This window comes from Bacillus sp. OTU2372, from assembly GCF_038440275.1.
GTDB lineage: Bacteria > Bacillota > Bacilli > Bacillales > Cytobacillaceae > Neobacillus > Neobacillus bataviensis_B.
In genome coordinates this window covers 170375-193878 of record NZ_JASATK010000007.1, presented here as the reverse complement: position 1 = coordinate 193878, position 23504 = coordinate 170375, and the positions used below count along the sequence as shown (strand labels likewise).

The window sequence follows — 23504 nt, the reverse complement described above, 5'->3', positions numbered from 1 at the left end:
TTCTTCTGTAGTTCAGATTATAGAATCAATTATATCTTTCTATCAGAAAATAGAAAGCGTTTTCCTTTTGCTGAATTTTTTCCTTAAAAACGTTTAAGAAAGAGAGGATTCGAAGAATTTGATTCAAGAAATTAATAAAGATGCTAAAGATCAGACCCGGAATCAAAAGATGGATAGCTTGGATGAATGGGTGATGCATTATCGTTCCTATGGAGCTGAAGGGCAATGTGCAAGCTATATTCCTGCTTTGGGAAAAGTTAACCCATCTCAGTTAGGTATTTGTATTGTAGGATCAAATGGAATGGTAATGAAGGCAGGGGATTGGCAAGTCCCTTTCACTCTGCAAAGTATCTCAAAAGTAATCAGCTTTATAGCTGCTTGTGTAAGCCGCGGTATACTCTATGTGCTAGATCGGGTCGACGTGGAACCAACTGGGGATGCCTTTAACTCCATTATTCGTCTGGAAATGCATAAACCGGGTAAGCCGTTTAACCCCATGATTAATGCAGGAGCGATTACCATCGCGTCACTTCTTCCAGGAGAATCATCAAAACATAAATTGGAGTTCCTTTACGAATTTATTGAAAAAATGATAGGGAAACGTCCGAACATCAATGAGGAAGTTTTCCAATCAGAGTGGCTGACAGCGAATCGAAATAGAGCTTTAGCCTACTATTTGAAAGAGACAGGTTTTTTGGAATCTGAGGTGGAAGAAGCCTTAGAGGTTTACTTAAAGCAGTGTGCCATTGAAGTAAATACCGAAGATATAGCCATGATTGGACTGATCCTGGCAAACGATGGATATCATCCGATGCAAAAAGAACAGGTACTGCCCAAAGAAGTGGCCCGACTTACCAAAGCCTTAATGCTTACATGTGGAATGTACAATGCCTCAGGTAAGTTTGCCGCCTTTGTCGGTATGCCAGCCAAAAGTGGGGTATCCGGGGGGATTTTAGCAACCGTTCCTGAAAGCATGAAAAGAGAACTGCCTTTTCATGATGGATGTGGCATTGGCATATATGGTCCAGCTATTGATGAGTATGGAAATAGTCTGACGGGTGTTAAGTTATTGAAACATCTATCGCAGGAATGGGATTTGTGTATTTTCTAACAACATCTTAATAAATACGAGTTTCCAGGGGAAATTTCATTGGACATTTGAAAAATTCATACGAAATTAAGAAAACGATGCAATACCAACTTTTATTCTTCAAAATAAGGAGTGATTTTAATGGCGTTAACAAATACTGTAAAAAGCCTGGCCGAAGAACAGAAAAAAGAAAAGGAATCTCTAGATTTATTTCTTTCTACACAAACGGTCATAAAAGAAGCGTTGGATAAATTAGGTTATTCAAATAATGAATTTGAATTATTCAAAGAACCTATCCGAATGCTAACTGTCCGCATACCTGTAAAAATGGACGATGGTTCGATCAAAGTGTTTACCGGTTTTCGTTCCCAACATAATGATGCAGTAGGACCGACAAAAGGAGGCGTACGATTTCACCCAGAAGTGAACGAAGAAGAGGTAAAAGCCTTGTCTATTTGGATGAGTTTAAAGTGCGGCATTGCGAACCTTCCTTTCGGTGGTGGAAAAGGAGGCATTAGGTGTGAACCTAGAAATATGTCGTTTGCAGAACTGGAAAGATTGAGTCGTGGTTATGTTCGTGCCATCAGCCAAATTGTCGGGCCTACAAAAGATATACCAGCTCCCGATGTATATACAAACTCTCAAATCATGGCTTGGATGATGGATGAGTATAGTCGCCTTCGTGAATTCGATTCTCCTGGATTCATTACGGGCAAGCCCCTTGTTTTAGGAGGGTCACAAGGACGTGAAACGGCAACAGCCCGCGGTGTAACCATATGTATTGAAGAGGCGGTAAAGAAAAAAAACATTGACTTGCAAGGTGCTCGAATAGTGATTCAAGGTTTTGGAAATGCAGGAAGTTTTTTGGCTAAATTCATGCATGATGCTGGAGCAAAAGTGATTGGTATTTCGGATGCATATGGTGCTCTTTATGATCCAGAAGGCCTTAATATTGATTACCTGCTCGATCGACGCGATAGTTTTGGTACAGTAACACCTTTATTTAACAATGCAATCACGAATCAAGAATTACTTGAAAAAGAATGTGATATTCTTGTGCCGGCTGCCATTTCCAATCAAATTACAGCACAAAACGCCAATCGTATTAAGGCTTCAATCATAGTGGAGGCAGCTAATGGGCCAACAACCCTTGAAGCAACTAAAATTTTGGATGAAAGAGGAATTCTCCTTGTTCCGGATATATTGGCAAGTGCTGGTGGTGTCACCGTATCTTACTTTGAATGGGTTCAAAACAATCAAGGATTTTATTGGTCAGAGGAAGAGGTGGCTGAAAAATTACGAAAAGTAATGGTGGATTCTTTTGAAAATATTTATCAAACAGCACATGTCCATCAAGTAACTATGCGCTTAGCAGCGTATATGGTTGGAATAAGAAAACTTGTTGAAGCCTCAAGCTTCCGGGGCTGGATCTAAAATGCGAGATTTTTCTCTATTCAATGGAAGGGAGGAGATTTATTTGTGGATCATCACTGTCCATTCAAAAAACAATCTAAAAATGTTTGAGTATGACACTGAAAAAGAAGCAAAAGAGGCATTCGAAAAAATTAAGGGCTGTAAAATCCTTACTGAGATACTTTACCTGTCGATGTATTCATAGAATCTGTTCAATCAAAATGGGACTTGACTACATAATCCATTTTTATCCTCTGTGTGCAGTGCCGATCTTTACTGCTTGTATGGTTAGCGGGTCCTGGTCAAACGATGCTTATGCAATTAAACCGTATTAATAAATGATTTTATATTAAGATTCCAGCACCAGGCGGCCACATCGCCGGCACTAACTCTACTTCGATTCAAACCATCGTTTATCAAACTGAGTGCCTAATTGCTTCAATATATACTACATTAATAAGGGGTGGTAAGATGCAACAATTACTACAAAGTATGGTTGGTGTAACAAATGATTTTCTATGGTCAAAATTACTAATTATTATGCTTGTTTCTTGTGGGGTTTATTTCACACTTAAAACGAAATTTGTACAGTTTCGAATGTTAAAGGAAATGGTCCGTGTTTTAATGGAAGGGAAAAAGGGTTCCAAAGACGAAATTTCGCCATTTCAAGCGTTCTGTGTTGGTATGGCCGCCCGCGTTGGGACAGGTAATATCACAGGAATCGCGATTGCGATTGCGTTAGGCGGTCCTGGAGCGGTATTCTGGATGTGGATTATTGCGATTATTAGCTCAGCATCCAGCTTTATTGAAAGTACGTTAGCGCAAGTATATAAAGTAAAAGATAAAAATGGTTTCCGCGGCGGCCCATCCTATTATATGGAAAAAGGATTAAACAAACGTTGGATGGGCGTAATATTCTCCATTTTAATTACGATTTCTTTCGGTCTTGTATTCAATTCTGTACAATCAAATACCGTTTCTATTGCGTTTGAGAACTCATTTGGTACACATCGTTTAACGTTAGGGATTATCATGGCACTTGTTTTCTCTGTGATTATCTTTGGAGGTGTAACACGTATTGCCAAAATGGCGGAATATAAGGTTATGATTCTTTCTGTGTTATACATTGGTATTGCCTTATTTATCATAGCTACGAACATTACTAAAATGCCGGAAATTCTTTCTCTTATTGTTAAAAACGCGTTTGGACTTCAACAAATGGCAGGCGGTACAATCGGTGCTGCGCTCATGAATGGAGTGAAACGTGGCTTATTCTCGAATGAAGCGGGTATGGGAAGTGCGCCAAACGTGGCCGCAACAGCAACAACCAGTCATCCGGTTAAACAAGGACTTATTCAAGCATTTGGTGTATTAACGGATACACTGATTGTTTGTACAAGCACTGCATTTATTATTTTACTTTCTGATGCTTGGAAACAACCAGGGCTAGAGGGAATTGCCCTTACACAAGCTGCATTAAGTGAACACGTCGGTTCCTGGGCATCAGGTAGTCTTGCGATCTTTATTTTCCTATTTGGATTCGGTGCGTTAATTGGGAACTATTATTATGGAGAAACAAATATTCGATTCTTACACACAAGTAAAGTATGGTTGATGGTATATCGCATAAGCGTGGTAGCCATGATTCTATTCGGTTCCGTTGCAAAGGTCCAACTTGTATGGGATTTAGCGGATTTATTTATGGGCTTTATGGTTATCATAAACTTGATTGCTATTACATTACTAGGAAAAATAGCCTTTACTGCTTTAACGGATTACATGAAACAGAAAAAAGCTGGTAAAGATCCTGTCTTTTATAAAGATTGTATTAAAAATCATGAAGGCATTGAATGTTGGGAGCTCTCCCCAGCTACTTCAACTTCAAAAAAGGAAAAGGCTATGTAAATAATACAAAAAGATGTTCAGATAGTACGCGATCTGAACATCTTTTTGTTGGTTTTGCCATAAAAAACATCTATTTTTAATCCTCAATAGATTAGGTGGGCCTCGCGATTTAGGTTTCATTAATTATGCGGATTTTTGATGTACCTATAGAATCTCATCTAACTTCAAAACTGCTTGAGACCTGCGTGCCAAGTCTGGTGGGTTCGATTCCCCGCAGTCCCGCCAATCTTGATATTTAAGGGTTTTAGGTATAGGTAGGTGCAATTAATAATCGAATAAATCACTTGAAAGATATCTTTCCCCTGTATCACAGGCAATACAAACCACAATATCAGCCGGTGATAATCGTTTTGCAACTTCTATCGCCGCAAAACAAGCACCCCCTGATGATGGACCAACTAGAATACCTTCCTCTTTGGCCAATCTTCTAGTAATCTCGTAAGCATCCTCATCTGTAATTTGATGAATCTCATCATATACATCTTCATTAAGAATTTCCGGAATAAAACCTGGGCTTGTACCAACAAGCTTATGTTTACCTGGTTTCCCGCCTGATAATACTGGAGAACCCTTTGGTTCGACAACATGCACGGATAATCCTTGAAAATAGGCTTTTAGAGTTTCTCCTGTTCCCGTGATGGTTCCACCTGTCCCAGCTGTCGCAACGAAAGCTGAAAGTGGTTTACCGATTTCTTTTAGGCCTTCAATAATCTCCACAGCAGTAGTCTGTCTGTGAGCATCCGGGTTTGCTTTATTTTCAAATTGCATCGGGATAAAGCTATTAGGGATATCATTTGCTAATTCCAAAGCCTTCCTAATTGCTCCTGGCATTTTTTCATCCCCAGGGGTTAGGATTACCTTTGCTCCATATGCCGTGAGTAAGCTGATCCGTTCCTTTGTCATCGTATCAGGCATCACAATAATTGCTTTGTAACCCCTTGCAGCAGCATTCATCGCAATGCCAATCCCTGTATTGCCGCTCGTCGGCTCAATAATGGTGGAGCCTTTTTTCAAATGACCACTTTTTTCTGCTTCGATAATCATATTATAGGCGGCCCGGTCCTTTACACTTTTGCTGGGATTAAAAAATTCCAGCTTTAAATAAACAGAGGCTCCATCTTTAGGTGATAAGCGATTTAGTTTAACAAGCGGTGTATCTCCAATCAGTTCAGCGATATTATTAACTATTTTCATTGGGTTTCCCTTTCTAAACTAAATTTATTTTCTCTTTTTATCATAAAGAAAATTATACTGATTGTAAAAAATATCGCCTAATAAACGGTTTGACAGTAGATACAATTGGGAGAAAATAGACTAAAATTATAAAAAGGACTGATATGAATATGAATCAACGACCACACTTTTTTTTCGCTGTAAGAATCCCTGAGGCAACAAAACTAATCATGATGGATCATATCGAAAGATTAAAGGAAGATATCCCTTTTAGCCGTTGGGTTCATTATATGGACTTACATATTACTTTAGCTTTCTTAGGATCAGCAGAACCTGAAAAACTTAAAGCAGCCGAAAATTATGTGAAAGAGGCCCTACCTAACGAGGGGGCATTTACATTAAAAATAAACAAACTAGGCTTTTTCGGGAAGGAAGAATCACCGCGTGTCTTTTGGGCCGATACAGAAAGCAGCGAGGAGCTTTTCGATATTAGAAGAAAGGTATTTTCGGCATGTGAACAAGCGGGTTTTCAACTGGAAAAACGCGCTTTTAAGCCTCATATTACCTTAGCGAGAAAGTGGAAGGGACCAGTCGGGTTCCAAAAGGAGCTGTTAAACATTTGGTATCAATTGCAGCCGGAACCATTGGAATTTCAAGCTGAAGATGTTGTTGTTTATCAAACACATCTGGACCAAACACCAAAATATGAAGCCGTAACCATATTCCCATTGCAATCATAGAAATCTGAAGAAGGTGGGTTTTATGAAGCAAATTTATTTTATTATTAATCCCAAAGCTGGAAATGGATACTGCCTCAAGGTATGGAAAAAAGTTGAATCTAAGTTAGTGGCTGAACAGATTCACTTTTTAGCCTTTTTTAGCGAATTTCCTGGTCATGCTAAATGCCTTGCCGAACAAATTGCGGAGAAAAATCAACAGGAAAAGGTGATTATTGCAGTAGGGGGAGACGGAACGATCCATGAAGTGCTAAACGGGCTTGCTAAGTACGATTATATAACACTAGGTTTTATTCCTGGTGGTTCAGGAAATGACTTTTCAAGAGGCTTTCATATTCCAACCAATCCCGAAAAGGCTTTACAGGCTATTCTCCATCTTCGGAAGCGGACAGGAAGGCAAATCGATATCGGGAAGGTTTGCCTGACTGGAAGGGAGGAGCATTATTTTATCAATAATATGGGTGCCGGAATTGATGCAATTATCTCTTATCAAGTTAATCAATCTCGAATAAAGGCATTGTTGAATAAATTATCATTAGGCAGGCTGGTTTATGTCTATTTTCTATTAAAAAATGTATTTACCTATAAAACTGCAAGAATTGATTTATCAATTGATGGGAAAAAGCATATATTTGAACAAACATGGTTTGTTACTGTTTCTAACCAGCCTTATTATGGCGGCGGGATGGAAATTGCTCCTGCTGCTGAACCTGATGATGGTCTTCTCGATATTACAGTTGTCCATCAATTATCAAGACTAAAGCTATTACTCGTTTTTATTAGTGTTTTTTGGGGCAGGCACATCCATTTTAAAGAAGTGAAAACATATAAGGGGAAAAATATTACAATCCATTCTACAAAAACACAGTATGTTCATGCTGATGGGGAGCATATCGGATACACCCCACTTTCGATTCACCTTCAAGCGAAAGCCGTAGAGGTGTTATCTAGAAGTCGCGGGAAGGAAGAAGTTGATTTGAAGGAGAGGGATTCGAATGAATTCTGTTGACAGGAATTTTTTTGCTTACTTAGATGAAATGAACATCGTTACTATTCTTCTTCCCCATTCATATCATCACGGATTGTCATCTGCATTTTACATGGCAGCCGATGCAGTTAAGACGCCACTGGCCATTTTGGAGAAGACGGAGATTGAGGATCATTTTAAATATATTTGCCAGTTTGAAAGGGAAATTTCCTTTGGCAGGCCCTATTGGATTTTTGATGAGCATGGCGGGAAAACAGATTTACAAATAGGCGCTGTGATTCGAACAGATCGATTTGATGAAAAATTTTATTATGAAGGGAACGACCTCGGTGTCACCTTTCATGCCGAACAAACCTGTTTTAAACTATGGGCACCAACCGCCACAGGTGTCAAATTGAAATTACGTCCATCCGCTAATGATTATTCAGAAATCATAAAGATGAGGCGGGAAGATTTTGGCGTTTGGTCTGTTTGTCTTCACCGTGATTTGGAATTTTACCAATATAGCTTTTTGGTCCTCGTTAATCAAGAATGGCGTGAGGCAGTAGACCCGTATGTCAAGGCAGTAACAGCAAACGGGGAGCAGGGTGTCATTGTAAAGCTCGAGAAGACAGCTAGACCTGGACTCAAGTTTCCTCCATTAGAAAACCCAGTGGATGCGATTATTTATGAAACACATATTAGGGATTTTACGATTGATGACAATAGTGGCGTCAAAAATAAGGGACTGTATTTAGGTGCTGGCGAATTGGACACAAATGGTACGGATGGTGAAGTGACTGGTCTATCCTATGTCAAAGATTTAGGGATCACTCATATCGAATTTCTCCCGTTTAATGATTTTGCCGGTGTGGACGAATTAAACCCAGCTAAACAATATAACTGGGGATATAATCCTCTTCACTTCAATACCCCTGAGGGAAGCTATTCAACCGATCCATCTAATCCTTATTCCAGAATCGCTGAGTTGAAAAAATTAATTGATCAAATTCACAGTATTGGACTCGGTGTCATCATGGATGTAGTTTTTAATCATGTCTATATTCGTGAGCAATCCTCCTTTGAAAAAATAGTCCCAGGCTATTATTTTCGTCATAACGAAATTGGTTTGCCTTCAAACGGCACTGGTGTTGGAAATGATGTTGCTTCAGAGCGGAAAATGGTACGGAAATTTATCGTTGACTCGGTCCGTTATTGGCTGGAAGAATACCACATCGATGGATTTCGATTTGATTTAATGGGGATTTTGGACGTAACCACGATGAATGAGGTACGAAAGACTTGTGACAGCCTTTCAAAGGGGATTTTAATTATTGGTGAAGGCTGGAACCTTAATACTCCTCTGCCGCCCGCTCAAAAGGCAACGATAGCCAATCAAGCAAAAATACCGGAAATTGGACAGTTTAATGATAAATTTAGAGACACCATCAAAGGAAGTACGTTTAATTTATTTGATAAAGGCTTTGCCTTAGGGAATGAGCATTTGGTGGATGCCGCGATGGAGGTCATCACCGGCAGTATCGGTTTTACCAAAAAGAGTACTCGTCTCTTTAATAACCCTTCTCAATCCGTCAATTATGTAGAATGTCATGATAATCATACACTCTGGGATAAACTTCAAGGCTGCTATTATGAAGCGGATCCTGCGGTTCGACAAAAATACCATCGACTTGCAACAGGAATTGTTTTATTATCACAGGGTATTCCGTTTCTTCATAGTGGACAGGAGTTTTTTCGCACAAAGCAAGGAGATGGAAATAGCTATCGTTCTCCAGATAGGATCAATCTGCTCGATTGGGAACGAAAAAGTAAATATAAAGACAATGTCGAATACATTAAGGGTCTAATTAGCATTCGCCAGAAGTTTTCATGTTTTCGAATGAGAACTACTGAAGAAATTCGTGCTCACATACAAGCGCTGTCATTTTCTGCTCCTGTGTTAGGATGTTTATATCAATCACCTATGGAGGAGGTCATTCTTGTTATTAATCCATCCTCCAAAGTTCAAAGGATTATCCTTCCTGAGGGGGAATGGGGAATATTAGCTAATCACAAGAATGCAGGAATTTCTGCCAAAGATTATATAAATTCGGAAGAATATTTTCTAGATCCCATTTCTCTAAATGTTTTGCTGAAAAAATAGTTTTTCAAGATTACTTGACGAAAAAAGGGCATAGGAATAAAATTTACTAAGATGGCTATTGTGTGCAATGGTTTCAATAGCTTTTTTTTATTTATTTTTAAAAAAGAGCTATTGTTATAATTGTGGTTACTAAACCTTCCTACAGCACAGGTTTTACCTCACATATTAAAGAGGAATAAGCCCATTAGAACGGCATAAATTGAAGGTGAGCAATTTTGGAACATTTACTAGGACAAGAGTGGGAAATTACCCCAGCTGGAGGCAAAACAGGAGAAGCCTTTTATGCAAAATATAAGGATCAAAGCCTTTTCTTAAAGCGGAATTCCTCTCCATTCCTTGCAGTACTATCAGCAGAAGGCATTGTCCCAAAGCTTGTATGGACAAAACGATTGGAAAACGGAGATGTAATAACAGCACAGCAATGGCTTCCTGGCCGGGAGTTAAAGCCCTCTGAAATGAACCAAGAGAGTGTTGCCAGATTGCTTAAGAAAATACATTGTTCTGAACCGATGCTTGGAATGTTGAGCCGGTTAGAAAGTTCACCGGTAAATCCTGAGCCTATTTTACAGTCAGTTGTGAATGAATTGGATGAACAAGTTCTTTCTTTACCTGAATCACAAAAGGCGATCAATTTTCTTAAAGTGGAAGCCTTAAACGTTTATTGTGATGAGAAAGTAGTTTGTCATGGTGATGTCAACCATAACAACTGGCTGCTTGCAGAAGACAACCAGTTGTATTTGATTGATTGGGATGGAGCGATGATTGCTGACCCTGCTATTGATTTAGGATTACTGCTTTACTGGTACATACCAGAAGAAAACTGGGAGGACTGGTTAAAGCTTTACGATAAAGAGCTTACTGACCATCTGAAACTCAGAATGAAATGGTATGTAACCATTCAAACTCTGTCTTCAATTCAATGGTATAAAGATAAGGATCGATTTGAAGAAATGACTAAATGGGTTGATTTTTTGCAAGATATCCTCTAATCACGAAAATTGGTCGATATCATTGACCCATTGTGATAAATTTTCTTGATTAGATGAGATATGCTGATTTAAATCAGCGGATTGAGCACCATGCTGACTGTATTGATATACTTCCTGCAAAATATTTTTGACATTCGAATCAATCTGGTTGTTAACCATTAGAGATTTTACTAACCGTTCTAGTTGCTCGCATTCGGAGACGGATCCGCAGCAATCTGTTTGGTGATTGTTTAAAATATCTTTTAGCAATGTAACTTGGTCACCATGACTTAATGGCATAAAAGCACATCCTTTCAAGTGGAAATAGAAAAAGGAATTCACAGTTAGGTTGTGGATTCTTTTTCTGTTTATGCGCAAACCTTTTTTCCATTTAGTTTGACTTGCATCAAAAAGAACTGCATGGTATGTTTTGAAGGATAACGTTTTTTTAGGAGTGTAAAATGAGACTTAGACATAAACCTTGGGCAAAGGAAAAAATAGAGCATCATCCGCAATATGTAGTAGCAAACCCAGAAAATTTCAAAGGTAAGTGGCATGAGGCTTTCGAAAAAGACCAGCCGCTCCATATCGAAGTCGGTACAGGTAAAGGTCAATTCATCACTGGAATGGCAAAGGCCAATCCGGATATTAACTATATCGGTATTGAGCTGTACGATAGTGTAATCGTTGCTGCTTTGGACCGCCTGATTGAAGCGGATTTACCCAATCTCAAGCTGTTAAACGTAAACGCAGCGGAGCTAGAAAAATATTTTACAAAAAATGACGTTGATCGGGTTTATTTGAATTTTTCCGATCCATGGCCAAAGTTCCGTCATGAAAAAAGAAGATTGACCTATAAGGATTTCTTGAAGCTTTATGAAAATATATTGGTCAATGGCGGGGAAATTCATTTTAAAACGGATAATCAAGGATTATTCGAGTATTCTTTAATGAGCTTTTCGGCTTATGGTTTATTATTGAAATATGTAAGCCTTGATTTTCATAAAAGTGGTTATGAAGGCAATATTATGACGGAATATGAGCAAAAATTTTCTGAACAAGGAAACCGGATTTACCGTTGTGAAGTTAAATATCAAAATGAACGATAAAGACAGTTCTTTTATAGGGCTGTCTTTTTTTTAGGTAAGAAAGTATAAAAGTTTTTACCTAGTGAATTGTCCAGCTCCAGCGCCTAGCCCCTCGAGGTCACAAGCCAATCCGTCCAAAAGGTTAAAGAGCAACCTTTCGGCCGGCTCGTCTTGTGCTTGTCGTGGCTGACCAAGGCGCTTGCGCTTTTCTTATTTTTTATTATTATGAATCCAGAAAATGTTAATATATATAGAAAGGGGGAGTTGAAAAATGGACACATTAAAGATTGGCAATGTTTCGCTTACTTGGTTATCAGGCGGTGTCACATACCTCGATGGCGGAGCTATGTTTGGGGTTGTTCCAAAAGGGTTATGGTCAAAAAAATATCCGGCTAATGATAAAAATCAAATTGAACTTCCGACAGATCCGATTTTAATTCAAATGAATGGGAAATATATTTTAGTTGAATCAGGATTGGGAAAGGGAAAATTAACGGGGAAACAATTAAGAAATTATGGGGTCACAAAAGAATCAGAGGTTGAGGAATCTCTGCAACTTTTAGGGGTAGCTCCTGAAAGTATTGATTTTGTTTTAATGACTCATATGCATTTTGATCATGCTTGTGGACTGACAAAGCTAGTGAATGGGCAGTATATCTCGACCTTTCCTAATGCCCAAATTATTACTTCCCAGGTAGAATGGGATGAATTGAGAAATCCAAATATTCGCTCGAAAAATACATATTGGCGGGAAAACTGGGAGGCGGTTGAATCACAGGTTGTCCCTTTTGAAGAAAAATGGGAATTTGGAGCCATAACCATGATCCATACGGGCGGGCATAGTGATGGGCATTCGATTCTTCTTATTAAAGATGGAGGTGAAACCTGCATTCACATGGCTGACCTAATGGCCACCCACGCTCATCAAAATGTTTTATGGGTCATGGCTTACGACGACTACCCTATGACTTCCATTGCCGGAAAGCAAAAGTGGCTTACCCTTGGGCTTGAGAAAAATGCTTGGTTTACCTTCTATCATGATGCTTTCTACCGGGCTGTAAAATGGGATAAAGATGGTAAACAGCTTGTTGCAAGCATTATAAGGAAACAATAAATAAAAATAGCCGTATCACCTATTGATGCGGCTATCTTATGATTTATGGTGAAAAGGGAATTAGGTCTAGAAGTGTACCGGTTTGTGCATCGGCAATAAATTCATATTGCTTGATGTTCCCGTCCGTATTTTGGGAGATACCGCCTTTATAAACACGATACGTCATTTGGTTTTTATCGTAAGGCTCTGCTTCCATATGAATCCATGAGCCTTGAATTGAACCTTTTGGTTGAAGATGTTTTTTAACCGCCCCTAACACCCTTTCTGGTGAAACATTTGTTTTTTGAGTGAGGATTTCCTTGGTTACATATCCACCAACTATTCCGACTGCCGCACCTAAGAAAAAAGACTTCCAGTTCATTTATCCACCTCCAAAATAGGAAAAGATTGCAAAAAGATTCTCTTTTCAGTATACCTTATTTAAAGTTAAGAGGATAATATTACTACACTAAAATGAATTATTGGTAACGGTGAAGAGGATTCAGTAAAATATAAAAGAAAAGCCGTAATCCGTATCTAACTGAAATGGAAGGCTAAGTTAACAGGATGAAAGTAAATACATAAAGGAGTCTTATCATGAACGAACAAACACTAAAGCTTTTTCAAACATTAACGGAGCTGCCTGGCGCACCTGGGAATGAGCACTTAGTCAGAAATTTCATGAGAGAGCAGCTGGGGTTATACTCAGATGAAATTGTTCAAGATAATTTGGGCAGTATTTTTGGTGTAAAAAAAGGAAGTCAACAAGGGCCAACCGTAATGGTAGCAGGGCATATGGATGAAGTTGGGTTCATGGTTACAGCAATTACGGAAAATGGAATGATCCGCTTTCAGCCACTAGGAGGCTGGTGGAGTCAAGTGCTTCTTGCCCAGCGTGTCCAAGTCATCACCAAAAATGGGCCGGTAATTGGTGTGGTAGGTTCCATTCCGCCGCATTTATTAGATGAATCAAAGAAAAATAAACCGATGGAAATAAAGAATATGTTAATTGATATTGGGGCTGATAATCGAGCGGATGCTGAGCGGATTGGCATTAAACCAGGTCAGGCCATCCTGCCGATTTGCCCATTTACACCAATGGCTAATGAAAAGAAAATTTTAGCTAAGGCTTGGGATAATCGCTATGGCTGTGGATTGGCAATTGAATTACTTCAAGAACTTAAGGATGTGTCATTGCCAAATATTCTTTATTCTGGAGCAACCGTTCAAGAGGAAGTAGGTTTACGTGGAGCACAAACGGCGGCGAATATGATTAAGCCCGATATCTTTTTTGCCCTTGATGCGAGCCCTGCTAATGATATGACAGGGGATAAACGAGAATTTGGCCAGCTTGGGAAGGGAACATTGCTTCGCATCCTTGACCGCTCCATGGTTACCCATCGTGGTTTGCGGGAATTTGTGCTTGATACGGCGGAAACTCATCAAATTCCTTATCAATATTTTGTTTCGCAAGGCGGGACAGACGCTGGTCGTGTCCATTTATCGAATGAGGGTGTTCCAAGTGCAGTAGTTGGCATTTGTTCTCGTTACATCCATACACATGCTTCCATCATCCATATTGATGATTATGCGGCTGCCAAAGAATTATTGGTGAAACTCGTTAAAGCATGCGACCAAACTACAGTAGATACCATCAAATCAAACAGCTAAAAAATAGGAGGCATCCATCGTGCCTCCTCTTCAATGTGGAAAGAGGAGATTCAACATGAGAATTGTTATCGGATCAAAGAATCCTGCCAAGATTACAGCTGTCCAAAATAGCTTTTCTAAAGAAGAAAGTGAATTTATTTCTTTAGATATCCCATCTGGCGTGAACGACCAGCCGTTTTCTGATGAAGAAACGATTCGAGGCGCCATCAATCGGGCACTGGGGGCACTAAAAAAAGGAAAGGGTGATATTGGGATTGGCCTCGAGGGCGGCGTACAGGAGACAAGCCACGGATTATTGCTGTGTAATTGGGGAGCCCTCGCTGCAAACGGGATGGAACCGCTAATAGCCGGAGGAGCTAGATTCCTTTTACCGGAAGAAGTGGCTTCAAGGCTCAGAGCAGGTGAGGAATTAGGGCCTGTAATGGATGACTATGCTAAAAAGAAGAATGTTAGAAAACATGAAGGGGCAGTTGGCATTTTTACGAATGGCTTAGTGAATCGAGTCGATATGTTTACACATCTAACCACCTTACTAGTAGGACAATTTACATATTACTCCAATGAAAAAGTCGTGCGGAAGTAATTTTAGGACAACTATGCATAAGATTGGACTCTACAAAGCGTATACTGATATGATTTAGAAGGAAAGTTAATGTATAGGTAAATAAATAAACGGAGGCGTTCAATTTGAAAAATTTAGAATCACTTGAGCAATTTGAGCAGCTGCGTAATCAAGGGAAAACTATTTTTATGTTTTCTGCAAAATGGTGTGGGGATTGCCGTTTTATTGAGCCGGTGCTGCCAGAGATTGAAGAGAAGTTTAACGAATTTACATTTATTCATGTAGACCGCGATCAATTTATTGATCTATGCCAGCAAGTAGATGTATATGGGATTCCTAGCTTTATTGCCTACGAGAATGGAAAAGAACTTGGCCGATTTGTCAGTAAAGACCGAAAAACACAAGAAGAAATTGAGGCATTTATTTCTGGTCTGAAGTAATAGAAAATTAAAACCCTGTCTCTCTTTTGGAGTAGGGGTTTTTTATTGTAAAGGCTCTGTTAAACGATATTGTTGTTTTTATAATCTGTTGATTGGAGCGGAAGGCGCTCGACTCCTGCGGGAGTACGGGGCAGGGGAGACCCCACAGGCGCTAAAGCGCCGAGGAGGCTCCCCGTCACGCCCACGGGTTTGCTGAGCGCCTGGAGCGGAAATCAACAGCCAAATTTAACAGAGCCATTGTAAAATAAATGAAAGCTTCTTACCATGGAGGTAAACAATGAAAATGGACAGTAGACTGATGCGCCAGAAATTAGAGGCGCGTTTGGCATCGGATGATCGACAGATTACTTATGACAGAGAAAAAGATCAGCTTCGTATCGAAAGTAAATCGACAGGAAAAGGAATCAGCATCGCCTTACCAGGGGTAATCGCCAAATGGCATGTTGAGAAAGAAAAGGCCATTGATGAAATTGTTTATTATGTTCAAGAAGGCCTGCATGCCATGGAGAACACTGCCGATCTAAAAGATCAGCTCAAACAGATCTTTCCTGTCATACGGTCCGCTTCCTTTCCAGCAGAAGCAGAAGAAGGCGTGCCATTTCTGACGGAAGAACATACCGCTGAAACAAGAATTTATTATGCAATTGACATGGGGAATACTTATCGTTTGATTGATACACGCATGATGAAAAAAGAGGGATGGACTGCCAACAATATTAAGGAGATGGCTTTATTTAATGTTAGGTCCCTATCCACCTCTATAAAGGAAGACCAAGTGGCCGGGAATGTCTTTTATTTTCTTAACACCAATGATGGCTACGATGCCAGCAGGATCTTAAATAAGGGTTTCCTTAATGAGATGGAGAAACAAATCACAGGAACCATGGTATTGGCCGTACCGCATCAAGATGTTTTAATCATTGCGGATATCCGCAATGACAGGGGCTATGATGTAATCGCTCAAATGGCGATGAGCTTTTTTGCGAATGGAAGGGTGCCGATTACGGCCTTATCATTTTTATATGAGAACGGTGAATTAGAGCCAATCTTTATTTTAGGGAAAAATAAATGAGGCCTTGAAAGGGATCACATCAAGTGGTCTTTTTTCATGGTAACTTTCCTATTGTATCCAATTCCAACATATTTCGACTCATTCTCAAGATTTGTGTCGATAAAATAGGAAAAACTGATAAAATAGAATGATAGATGAACAAGAAAGAGTGATAGTTTTGAGTTGGATCCAAAACTTTTTCCAAAAGTTAAGGAAAGAAGAGGAAGATGAGGGAAGAATTACTGATTATTTCCTGAATAGGGAGTCAGATAATCACCTTACCATCAGTCAATATGATAGCCTAAAGGATTTAGATGCCAGAATTGCTTATCAATATCCAAAGGGAGATAGTCCCCCTCCAAGAATGAACAGATCGAATCAGAGGCAAATAACAACCCGTTCGAAGCGATTAGAGGATTTACCGAAAAAAAGTAAATTAGTAGAAAATACTACAATTACACCTGAAATTCCAAAGATAAAGTCTGTCATAAAAGAGCAAAATTCACGCCCGCGCAGCCCGTTTCATCCAACCGAGATCCCTTCACCTGTTTTCGGATTTAACAGGCCGCAAAAGACAACTAGCATCGTTGAGCATGAATTAAGCGATTTTTTAAATGATGAACTTGATGAACAATTGAACAAAACCATTGGAATAAACCCTAGTCTAAACAAAGTTCTACTTGAAAGCGATACGTATGACATTGGCAAACAAAGCCATAACAATCAAATTAATCAAACCCAGGTGATAAGGAAAGGGTCCGTTTCTTCTGAAAAGAAGGAATATGAGCAAGCCGTACCTAATGAAGTTAAATTTGAGGAAAATATTCAAGCAGAAACTAAGGGGCTTATATTTGAGGAGATGGTTCAAGCCGAAGTTGTTGAGCCTGTATTTAAAGAAGATGTTCAAACCGAAGCTGTTGAGCCTGCATTTGTAGAAGATGTTCAAGCCGAAGCGCTTGAGCTTATATTAGGGGCAAGAGTTCAAGTTGAAGCTGGTGAACCTGAATCTGAATTAAAAGAAAATGTCCAGACAGAAACGGTTGAATCCGCTTTTGAGAAAGAGGATCATCAACTGGACCAAAAAGAAGAAGTTGAGGCAGGTTTTGAAACGCAAGCTCCCCCGGCTGCACGGTCTCGCTTGCCTTTTAATGTGATGATGCTTAAGCAAGATAAGCAAAAATGGGAAGAAAGAAAGCGGAAAAGGGAGCTTTCACAAGAGCAGCATCTTCAGCAAGAGAAAACTTTAGTGGCAGAAGTCCCCGTTAGCGAAATGCCATCAGTCCATGAGGAAGTACAGAATGAAGGACTATATATTCTTCCAAAATCCAATTTATTAAGTCCTCCTGTAACAGAAGTTCTGGATACAGAATGGATTGAAGGGCAAAAGGAGCTGTTGAATCTAACACTTAAGAACTTTAACGTAGGGGCAAGTGTGGTCAATGTGACTCAGGGGCCGTCTGTTACCCGCTTTGAAGTACAGCCAGAACCAGGGGTAAAAGTAAATAAAATCACTAATTTAAGTGATGATATTAAATTAAGTCTTGCCGCCCGGGATATCCGAATTGAGGCACCAATCCCCGGGAAACATACGATTGGAATCGAAGTGCCAAACCAAAAATCAAGACCGGTACTGATAAACGAAATTATTGGGAGCAGTGTGTTTAAAGAGTCTGCCTCTCCTTTAACAGCCGTGCTTGGACTTGATATTGCTGGGAAGCCAATTGTTACGGATTTAAAAAAAATGCCGCATGGACTCATTGCAGGGGCAACAGGGTCGGGAAAGAGTGTATGTATTAACTCGATTTTGATTAGTCTGTTATATAAAGCCCGTCCGGAAGAATTAAAACTCTTACTTATTGACCCAAAAATGGTAGAGCTTGCACCTTATAATCGGGTTCCACACCTAGTGAGCCCAGTTATTACTGATGTGAAGGCAGCAACGGCGGCTTTAAAATGGGCAGTTGATGAAATGGAACGGCGCTATGAACTTTTTGCTCATACTGGCGTCCGTGATATCAACCGTTTTAACGAATTAGCCGTTCAACATAAGCGATATTCTGACAAATTGCCGTTTATCGTGATCGTTATTGATGAGCTGGCCGATTTAATGATGATGTCGCCAGCTGATGTTGAGGAGGCTATTTGCCGAATTGCTCAAAAAGCAAGGGCTTGCGGTATACATCTGATTGTGGCTACGCAGAGACCATCGGTTGATGTAATTACAGGGTTAATTAAGGCAAATATCCCAACAAGAATCGCTTTCTCTGTTTCTTCTCAGGTTGATTCTCGGACGATTATTGATATTGGTGGAGCAGAAAGACTACTTGGCCGTGGAGATATGCTATTCTTAGAGAATGGTTCATCCAAACCTGTTCGTCTGCAAGGAACGTTTGTCTCGGATGAAGAAATCGATCTTGTTGTTGCACACGTAAGAGAGCAGCAAGAGCCAGATTACTTATTTGAGCAGGAAGAACTGTTAAAAAAGGCACAGGTTGTCGAGGACGAGGATGAATTGTTTTATGATGCCTGTGAATTTATTGTCCATAATGGCAATGCATCTACATCCAGCCTGCAGCGTCGCTTCAAAATTGGCTATAACCGAGCTGCGAGATTAATGGATATGCTCGAACAAAATGGATATATTACGAGTGCAAATGGAAGTAAACCGCGAGAAGTTTTAATCACGGAAGCTGATTTAGAATCGATGCAAGACTAGTATTATTTGTTAATCTTCTGTATTCTATATTAATGTGGATAGTTTAGTTAATAAAGAATACATTGATTATGCCAAAAAGTAACAAATAGTTTTTATGACTAAACAGTGCTATAATATTGAATTGATTTCTTAATAATAATAAAACAACGTGTGCTTACATACTGATTAGCAATTACAGACAGATTTCATATACTGTTTAACAGTATTACGTTGGTTGGAGGTTCTTCTATGACTATTTACCATTTTGTAGGTATTAAGGGGTCTGGAATGAGTGCGCTCGCACAAGTTCTACATGATATGAAATTTCAGGTGCAAGGCTCCGATGTCGAAAAGCGCTTTTTTACACAACTGGCTCTTGAACAATCCGGAATCACGATTCTCCCTTTTCAAAAGGAGAATATAAAGCCAGGCATGACCATCATTGCGGGAAATGCTTTTCCCGATTCCCATGAGGAAATACAAGAGGCGATGAGACTTGGACTTCCTATCATAAGGTACCATCGTTTTTTAGGCGATTTTATGCAAAACTTTACAAGCATAGCCATAACAGGTGCTCACGGAAAAACATCTACAACTGGTTTGCTTTCTCATGTTATCGCTGGGGCAAAACCAACATCATTTTTAATTGGTGATGGAACAGGCAAGGGCGAGGAAGGGGCAGAGTATTTTGTCTTTGAAGCATGTGAATACAGAAGACATTTCTTATCGTACTTCCCTGACTATGCGATCATGACAAACATTGATTTTGACCATCCGGATTATTTTGCCAATATCGATGACGTTTTTTCTGCCTTTCAAGAAATGGCCGTACAGGTAAAAAAGGGTATCTTTGCTTATGGTGATGATGAGCAGCTACAAAAAATCCAGGCAAAGGTGCCGGTTCTTTTCTATGGCTTTGGTGAAGAAAACGATTATCAAGCCAAGAACATCGTAAAGACAACTAATGGAACAAGCTTTGACGTATTTATTCGAAATACTTTCTATGACAATTTTTCGATTCCTACCTTCGGTGACCATAGTGTACTCAATGCACTGGCAGTGATTGGGTTATGTCATTACGAGGAAATTGATTTGGAAATAGTAAAGGAACACCTGCAATCATTCCAAGGTGTTAAAAGAAGATTCTCCGAAAAAAGAGTAGGCTCGCAAATTTTAATTGATGATTATGCCCATCACCCAACTGAGATTAAGGCAACGATTGATGCAGCGAAGCAAAAATATCCAGATAAACAGATTATTGCTGTTTTCCAGCCGCATACCTTTACACGCACCCAAGCCTTTTTGGAGGATTTTGCAGAAAGCTTACGACAAGCAGACAAAGCTTATCTCTGTGAAATTTTTGGGTCTGCCAGGGAAAATCACGGCAAGCTCTCGATTAAAGACTTACAGGATAAAATTGCCGGAGCTGAAATTTTTTCAGAAGAGAATACTTCTGTATTAAACAAGTATGAGAACAGTGTCATTATTTTCATGGGTGCTGGAGATATTCAGAAATTTCAAGAATCCTATGAAAAACAACTTTCATAAGCGGCGTATGGCCTGGAGCTAGACAATTCTCAAAGTCGCATAATTATACTTTTCTATCCTATATAAAAAGCGGAAAGGATGCCGGCGTTTGCTGGCATCCTTTCCTATTTTTTATTTTAAATTGTTAGGGTTTAAGACATCTAATTCTGGAAGAACAAACAAGCCGTCTTTGCGGATTAAGACATCATCAAAATAGATTTCCCCGCCGCCATATTCCCCGCGCTGGATATTAACCATATCCCAATGGATATTGGAATGGTTGCCATTGAATGCATCATCATAGCATTGACCCGGAGTAAAATGGAAGCTGCCGGCAATTTTTTCATCAAATAAGATATCCTGCATCGGCGTCAGGATAAATGGATTCACACCAATGGCAAATTCTCCAACGTAACGTGCTCCTTCATCAGTATCAAAGATTTTATTAATACGGTCTGAATCATTGGATACCGCTTCAACAATTTTCCCATTTTTAAACGTTAATTCAACATTTTCAAACGTAAAACCCTGATAGGGTGATGGAGTATTATAAGTAATAACACCGTTAACTGAATCCTTTACAGGAGCCGTGTAAACTTCACCATCAGGAATATTTAGTCTTCCGGCACATTTGATAGCAGGGATATCTTTAATGGAAAAACGAAGGTCGGTTCCCGGACCTGTGATGTGAACTTTATCCGTACGGTTCATCAATTCTACCAAGCTATCCATTGCTTGATCCATCTTCGCATAGTCCAGATTACATACATTGAAATAAAAGTCCTCAAAAGCTTCTGTGCTCATTTTAGCTAATTGGGCCATGGAAGAAGTAGGGTATCTAAGGACAACCCATTTGGTTTTAGGAACACGAATGTCGCGGTGCACCTTTTTGCCGATCGTATTACCATGTATTTTCATTTTTTCATCCGGGACATCCGATTGTTCACTAATGTTATCACCTGAGCGCAGTCCTATGTATGCATCCATCTTGCGCATGACGTTTGCTTCATATTCAGCCATCATGTTAAATTGTTCTTCTTGTGCTCCCATTAATAGGGAACGGTCCACTTGATGGTCTTTTAGAAGGACAAACGGATAACCGCCTGCGGCATAAGCTTCTTTTACAAGTGCAGTAACGAGTTCACGCTGGAGCCCAAAATTTTCAATCAGAACCTTTTCTCCTTTTTGAAGCTGAACAGAATAATTAATTAAATTTCTAGCAAGTTTCTCAATACGAGGATCCTTCACACTAACGCCTCCAACACGAAATGATATTTCAGTTCTATTGTACCCGAACATCGTCAGAAAGTTGAAATCACAGTATACATAGGGATAATTTTTTGGCTGTGTTAAAGGTTAGTGTTGATATTTAGCATGTTGATTGGAGCGGAAATCAACACTCAAGTTTAACACAGCTAATTTTTTAAATAATAGCAGGAAAACAAGACAAATTTATGGAAGTAGTATAAGATTATTTGCGAGGTTTATATCTAAAAAAATAGGATATACATATGGATAAGATTTAAGTCGGAGGTGCACGATGCAAATTATTTTATACTTAAGCGTAGCCTTGATAGCGATCGCATTTTTTATATTGGTTATCTATTTATCAAAGACGCTTAAATCACTACAGGTTACACTTACCAGCGTTTCACACACATTGAGTGGACTAGAAAAACAATTGGACGGTGTGACAACGGAAACAACCTTACTTCTACAAAAAACAAACGCACTAGCAGAAGATATTCAGCAAAAATCTGAAAATCTAAATAGTGTGGTAGCCGCTGTAAAGGATGTAGGAACAACAGTGTCCAAATTTAATGGGACACTGCAAAATATTACCCATACAGTTGATCAGCAGGTTGAGGACAGTAAAGAAAAGATATCGCAAATTGTTCAATGGGGGAATATTCTCCTTGAATTAAAAGAAAAGTGGCAGACTAGGAAGCAGTCTAAACAAGAAGTAACTGTAAGTGAGAGACAAAGGGTAAGGTCACACTAATAAAGTAAAGGAGGAAGAACCATGACAAGTCGAGATTATGAATCAAGAGAAACGAATCAAAGCCGTAATGAGGGATCTTCAAGCACCTTCCTATGGGGTGCACTGATTGGAGGAGTAGTAGGAGCCGCAGCAGCCTTGCTTTTTGCTCCTAAAGCAGGGAGAGAGCTTCGTTCCACACTTGGAAGTCAAGCAGATTCTCTTATGGATAAAACCGCAAGTTTAAAGGAAAACGTAGTGGCTAAAAGTAATGAACTGGTTTCTAAAACATCATCTATTTCTCAGGGAATTGTACTGCAATCCTCAGAACTAGTTAATAAAGTTAAAGGTAAAACCTCTCAACAGGATGTAGGAATTCACGACTCCGAAGTATCCTATATACCTATTCATGGACCAAATCAATCCTCAGAAGCAAAAAAATCAGAATTAAAATCACCTGATAGTACGGATATTAGGAAAAAGTTAGAAGAAACGCAAAAGGCATTTGACGAAGAAGAAAGTAAAGTGAAACTTTAAAAGAGTTACTAATATTTGTGATAAAAATGGTGAAGTGTTAAAATTACTTCACCATTTATTTATTTTTGATCCTTTGGAGGTATACAGAAAATGCTTGAAAAAATTGATACGATTCAACAATTTGATGAATTAATGAAAACTGAAGGTACGTTCTATCTTTTGAAACATAGTTTAACCTGTCCGATCAGCCACGCTGCTTATAAGGAATATGAAAAGTTTGCCGGCTCCAAACAAGAGATCCCGACTTATTACTTAGCCGTTCAAGATTCACGTCCGCTATCAAACGAGATTGCCGAACGATTTGAAATAAAGCATGAATCACCACAGGCTATTCTTTTTTCTGAGGGGAAGGCTCTATGGAATGCCTCTCATTGGAAAATTACAAACCGTTCCCTTGCAGATGCGGCTACTGAAAAATAAACTTTATGTAATTTTTAAAATTTTA

At 39.3% G+C, this 23504-nt stretch carries 23 protein-coding genes; 19 read left to right on the top strand and 4 right to left on the bottom strand.

Annotated features, from left to right (window positions below):
- Positions 1–130: 130 nt before the first annotated feature.
- From AAHB15_RS14075 to AAHB15_RS14060, 4 genes are all read left to right on the top strand, one after another.
- Positions 131–1111, top strand: a complete 981-nt coding sequence (locus tag AAHB15_RS14075; protein ID WP_342042645.1) for a glutaminase — start codon at positions 131–133, stop codon at positions 1109–1111.
- 120 nt (positions 1112–1231) lie between these two features.
- Positions 1232–2524, top strand: a complete 1293-nt coding sequence (locus AAHB15_RS14070) for a Glu/Leu/Phe/Val family dehydrogenase (RefSeq protein WP_342042633.1) — start codon at positions 1232–1234, stop codon at positions 2522–2524.
- A gap of 43 nt (positions 2525–2567) precedes the next feature.
- A complete protein-coding gene (locus AAHB15_RS14065; protein ID WP_335571385.1) occupies positions 2568–2708 on the top strand; it encodes a hypothetical protein in 141 nt (46 codons plus the stop codon).
- Between the two features lie 266 nt (positions 2709–2974).
- The gene (locus AAHB15_RS14060) at positions 2975–4408 is read left to right on the top strand and encodes an alanine/glycine:cation symporter family protein (protein WP_335571386.1); all 1434 of its coding nucleotides are present in this window, start codon (positions 2975–2977) and stop codon (positions 4406–4408) included.
- A gap of 264 nt (positions 4409–4672) precedes the next feature.
- Here the strand turns inward: AAHB15_RS14060 and cysK are convergent, their stop codons facing one another.
- Entirely contained in the window at positions 4673–5602 is a 930-nt protein-coding gene (cysK, locus tag AAHB15_RS14055; RefSeq protein WP_144564606.1) for a cysteine synthase A, read from the bottom strand.
- A gap of 149 nt (positions 5603–5751) precedes the next feature.
- On the opposite strand from cysK, the gene thpR reads away from it, so the two are divergent.
- The 4 genes from thpR to AAHB15_RS14035 all read left to right on the top strand — a co-directional run bounded on the left by thpR (position 5752) and on the right by AAHB15_RS14035 (position 10438).
- On the top strand, positions 5752–6321 hold the full coding sequence (thpR, locus tag AAHB15_RS14050; protein WP_342042632.1) for an RNA 2',3'-cyclic phosphodiesterase: 570 nt from the start codon (positions 5752–5754) through the stop codon (positions 6319–6321).
- Positions 6322–6343: 22 nt separating this feature from the next.
- The gene (locus AAHB15_RS14045; protein WP_335571388.1) at positions 6344–7327 is read left to right on the top strand and encodes a diacylglycerol/lipid kinase family protein; all 984 of its coding nucleotides are present in this window, start codon (positions 6344–6346) and stop codon (positions 7325–7327) included.
- Positions 7314–9449: a type I pullulanase gene (pulA, locus tag AAHB15_RS14040; RefSeq protein WP_335571389.1), complete on the top strand. Its 2136-nt coding sequence runs from the start codon at positions 7314–7316 to the stop codon at positions 9447–9449. Before AAHB15_RS14045 ends, pulA begins: the two co-directional genes overlap by 14 nt.
- A 215-nt stretch (positions 9450–9664) precedes the next feature.
- Positions 9665–10438 (top strand): phosphotransferase family protein, encoded by a 774-nt coding sequence (locus tag AAHB15_RS14035; protein WP_335571390.1) that lies wholly within the window; start codon positions 9665–9667, stop codon positions 10436–10438.
- On the opposite strand, the gene AAHB15_RS14030 is transcribed toward AAHB15_RS14035, so the two are convergent.
- Positions 10439–10717 carry a YtzH-like family protein gene (locus AAHB15_RS14030; RefSeq protein ID WP_098532008.1) on the bottom strand — a complete coding sequence of 93 codons (279 nt, stop codon included), beginning with the start codon at positions 10715–10717 and terminating at the stop codon, positions 10439–10441.
- Positions 10718–10878: 161 nt separating this feature from the next.
- On the opposite strand from AAHB15_RS14030, the gene trmB reads away from it, so the two are divergent.
- Entirely contained in the window at positions 10879–11526 is a 648-nt protein-coding gene (gene trmB, locus AAHB15_RS14025) for a tRNA (guanosine(46)-N7)-methyltransferase TrmB (RefSeq protein WP_335571391.1), read from the top strand.
- Between the two features lie 250 nt (positions 11527–11776).
- On the top strand, positions 11777–12619 hold the full coding sequence (locus AAHB15_RS14020; RefSeq protein ID WP_342042631.1) for a YtnP family quorum-quenching lactonase: 843 nt from the start codon (positions 11777–11779) through the stop codon (positions 12617–12619).
- 43 nt (positions 12620–12662) lie between these two features.
- On the opposite strand, the gene AAHB15_RS14015 is transcribed toward AAHB15_RS14020, so the two are convergent.
- Complete coding sequence (locus tag AAHB15_RS14015) at positions 12663–12980, bottom strand: PepSY domain-containing protein (RefSeq protein WP_335571282.1); 318 nt, start codon at positions 12978–12980, stop codon at positions 12663–12665.
- A 215-nt stretch (positions 12981–13195) separates the two neighbouring features.
- Here AAHB15_RS14015 and AAHB15_RS14010 point away from each other — a divergent pair, with 215 nt between their 5' ends.
- The 6 genes from AAHB15_RS14010 to murC all read left to right on the top strand — a co-directional run bounded on the left by AAHB15_RS14010 (position 13196) and on the right by murC (position 20565).
- Positions 13196–14269 (top strand): M42 family metallopeptidase, encoded by a 1074-nt coding sequence (locus AAHB15_RS14010; RefSeq protein ID WP_335571281.1) that lies wholly within the window; start codon positions 13196–13198, stop codon positions 14267–14269.
- Positions 14270–14324: 55 nt separating this feature from the next.
- A complete protein-coding gene (locus AAHB15_RS14005) occupies positions 14325–14852 on the top strand; it encodes a DUF84 family protein (protein WP_335571280.1) in 528 nt (175 codons plus the stop codon).
- 104 nt (positions 14853–14956) lie between these two features.
- Complete coding sequence (locus tag AAHB15_RS14000) at positions 14957–15271, top strand: thioredoxin family protein (RefSeq protein WP_144564588.1); 315 nt, start codon at positions 14957–14959, stop codon at positions 15269–15271.
- 283 nt (positions 15272–15554) lie between these two features.
- Positions 15555–16343 carry a DUF1444 domain-containing protein gene (locus AAHB15_RS13995; RefSeq protein ID WP_335571284.1) on the top strand — a complete coding sequence of 263 codons (789 nt, stop codon included), beginning with the start codon at positions 15555–15557 and terminating at the stop codon, positions 16341–16343.
- A 157-nt stretch (positions 16344–16500) separates the two neighbouring features.
- On the top strand, positions 16501–19038 hold the full coding sequence (locus AAHB15_RS13990) for a DNA translocase FtsK (RefSeq protein ID WP_335571278.1): 2538 nt from the start codon (positions 16501–16503) through the stop codon (positions 19036–19038).
- Positions 19039–19266: 228 nt separating this feature from the next.
- Positions 19267–20565: a UDP-N-acetylmuramate--L-alanine ligase gene (murC, locus tag AAHB15_RS13985; protein WP_335571277.1), complete on the top strand. Its 1299-nt coding sequence runs from the start codon at positions 19267–19269 to the stop codon at positions 20563–20565.
- A gap of 111 nt (positions 20566–20676) precedes the next feature.
- On the opposite strand, the gene AAHB15_RS13980 is transcribed toward murC, so the two are convergent.
- A complete protein-coding gene (locus tag AAHB15_RS13980) occupies positions 20677–21792 on the bottom strand; it encodes an aminopeptidase (protein WP_342042630.1) in 1116 nt (371 codons plus the stop codon).
- 292 nt (positions 21793–22084) lie between these two features.
- On the opposite strand from AAHB15_RS13980, the gene AAHB15_RS13975 reads away from it, so the two are divergent.
- The 3 genes from AAHB15_RS13975 to ytxJ all read left to right on the top strand — a co-directional run bounded on the left by AAHB15_RS13975 (position 22085) and on the right by ytxJ (position 23479).
- On the top strand, positions 22085–22546 hold the full coding sequence (locus AAHB15_RS13975) for a DUF948 domain-containing protein (protein ID WP_098532019.1): 462 nt from the start codon (positions 22085–22087) through the stop codon (positions 22544–22546).
- 21 nt (positions 22547–22567) lie between these two features.
- On the top strand, positions 22568–23059 hold the full coding sequence (locus AAHB15_RS13970; protein ID WP_335571276.1) for a YtxH domain-containing protein: 492 nt from the start codon (positions 22568–22570) through the stop codon (positions 23057–23059).
- Between the two features lie 90 nt (positions 23060–23149).
- The gene (ytxJ, locus tag AAHB15_RS13965; RefSeq protein ID WP_335571275.1) at positions 23150–23479 is read left to right on the top strand and encodes a bacillithiol system redox-active protein YtxJ; all 330 of its coding nucleotides are present in this window, start codon (positions 23150–23152) and stop codon (positions 23477–23479) included.
- Positions 23480–23504 lie beyond the last annotated feature (25 nt).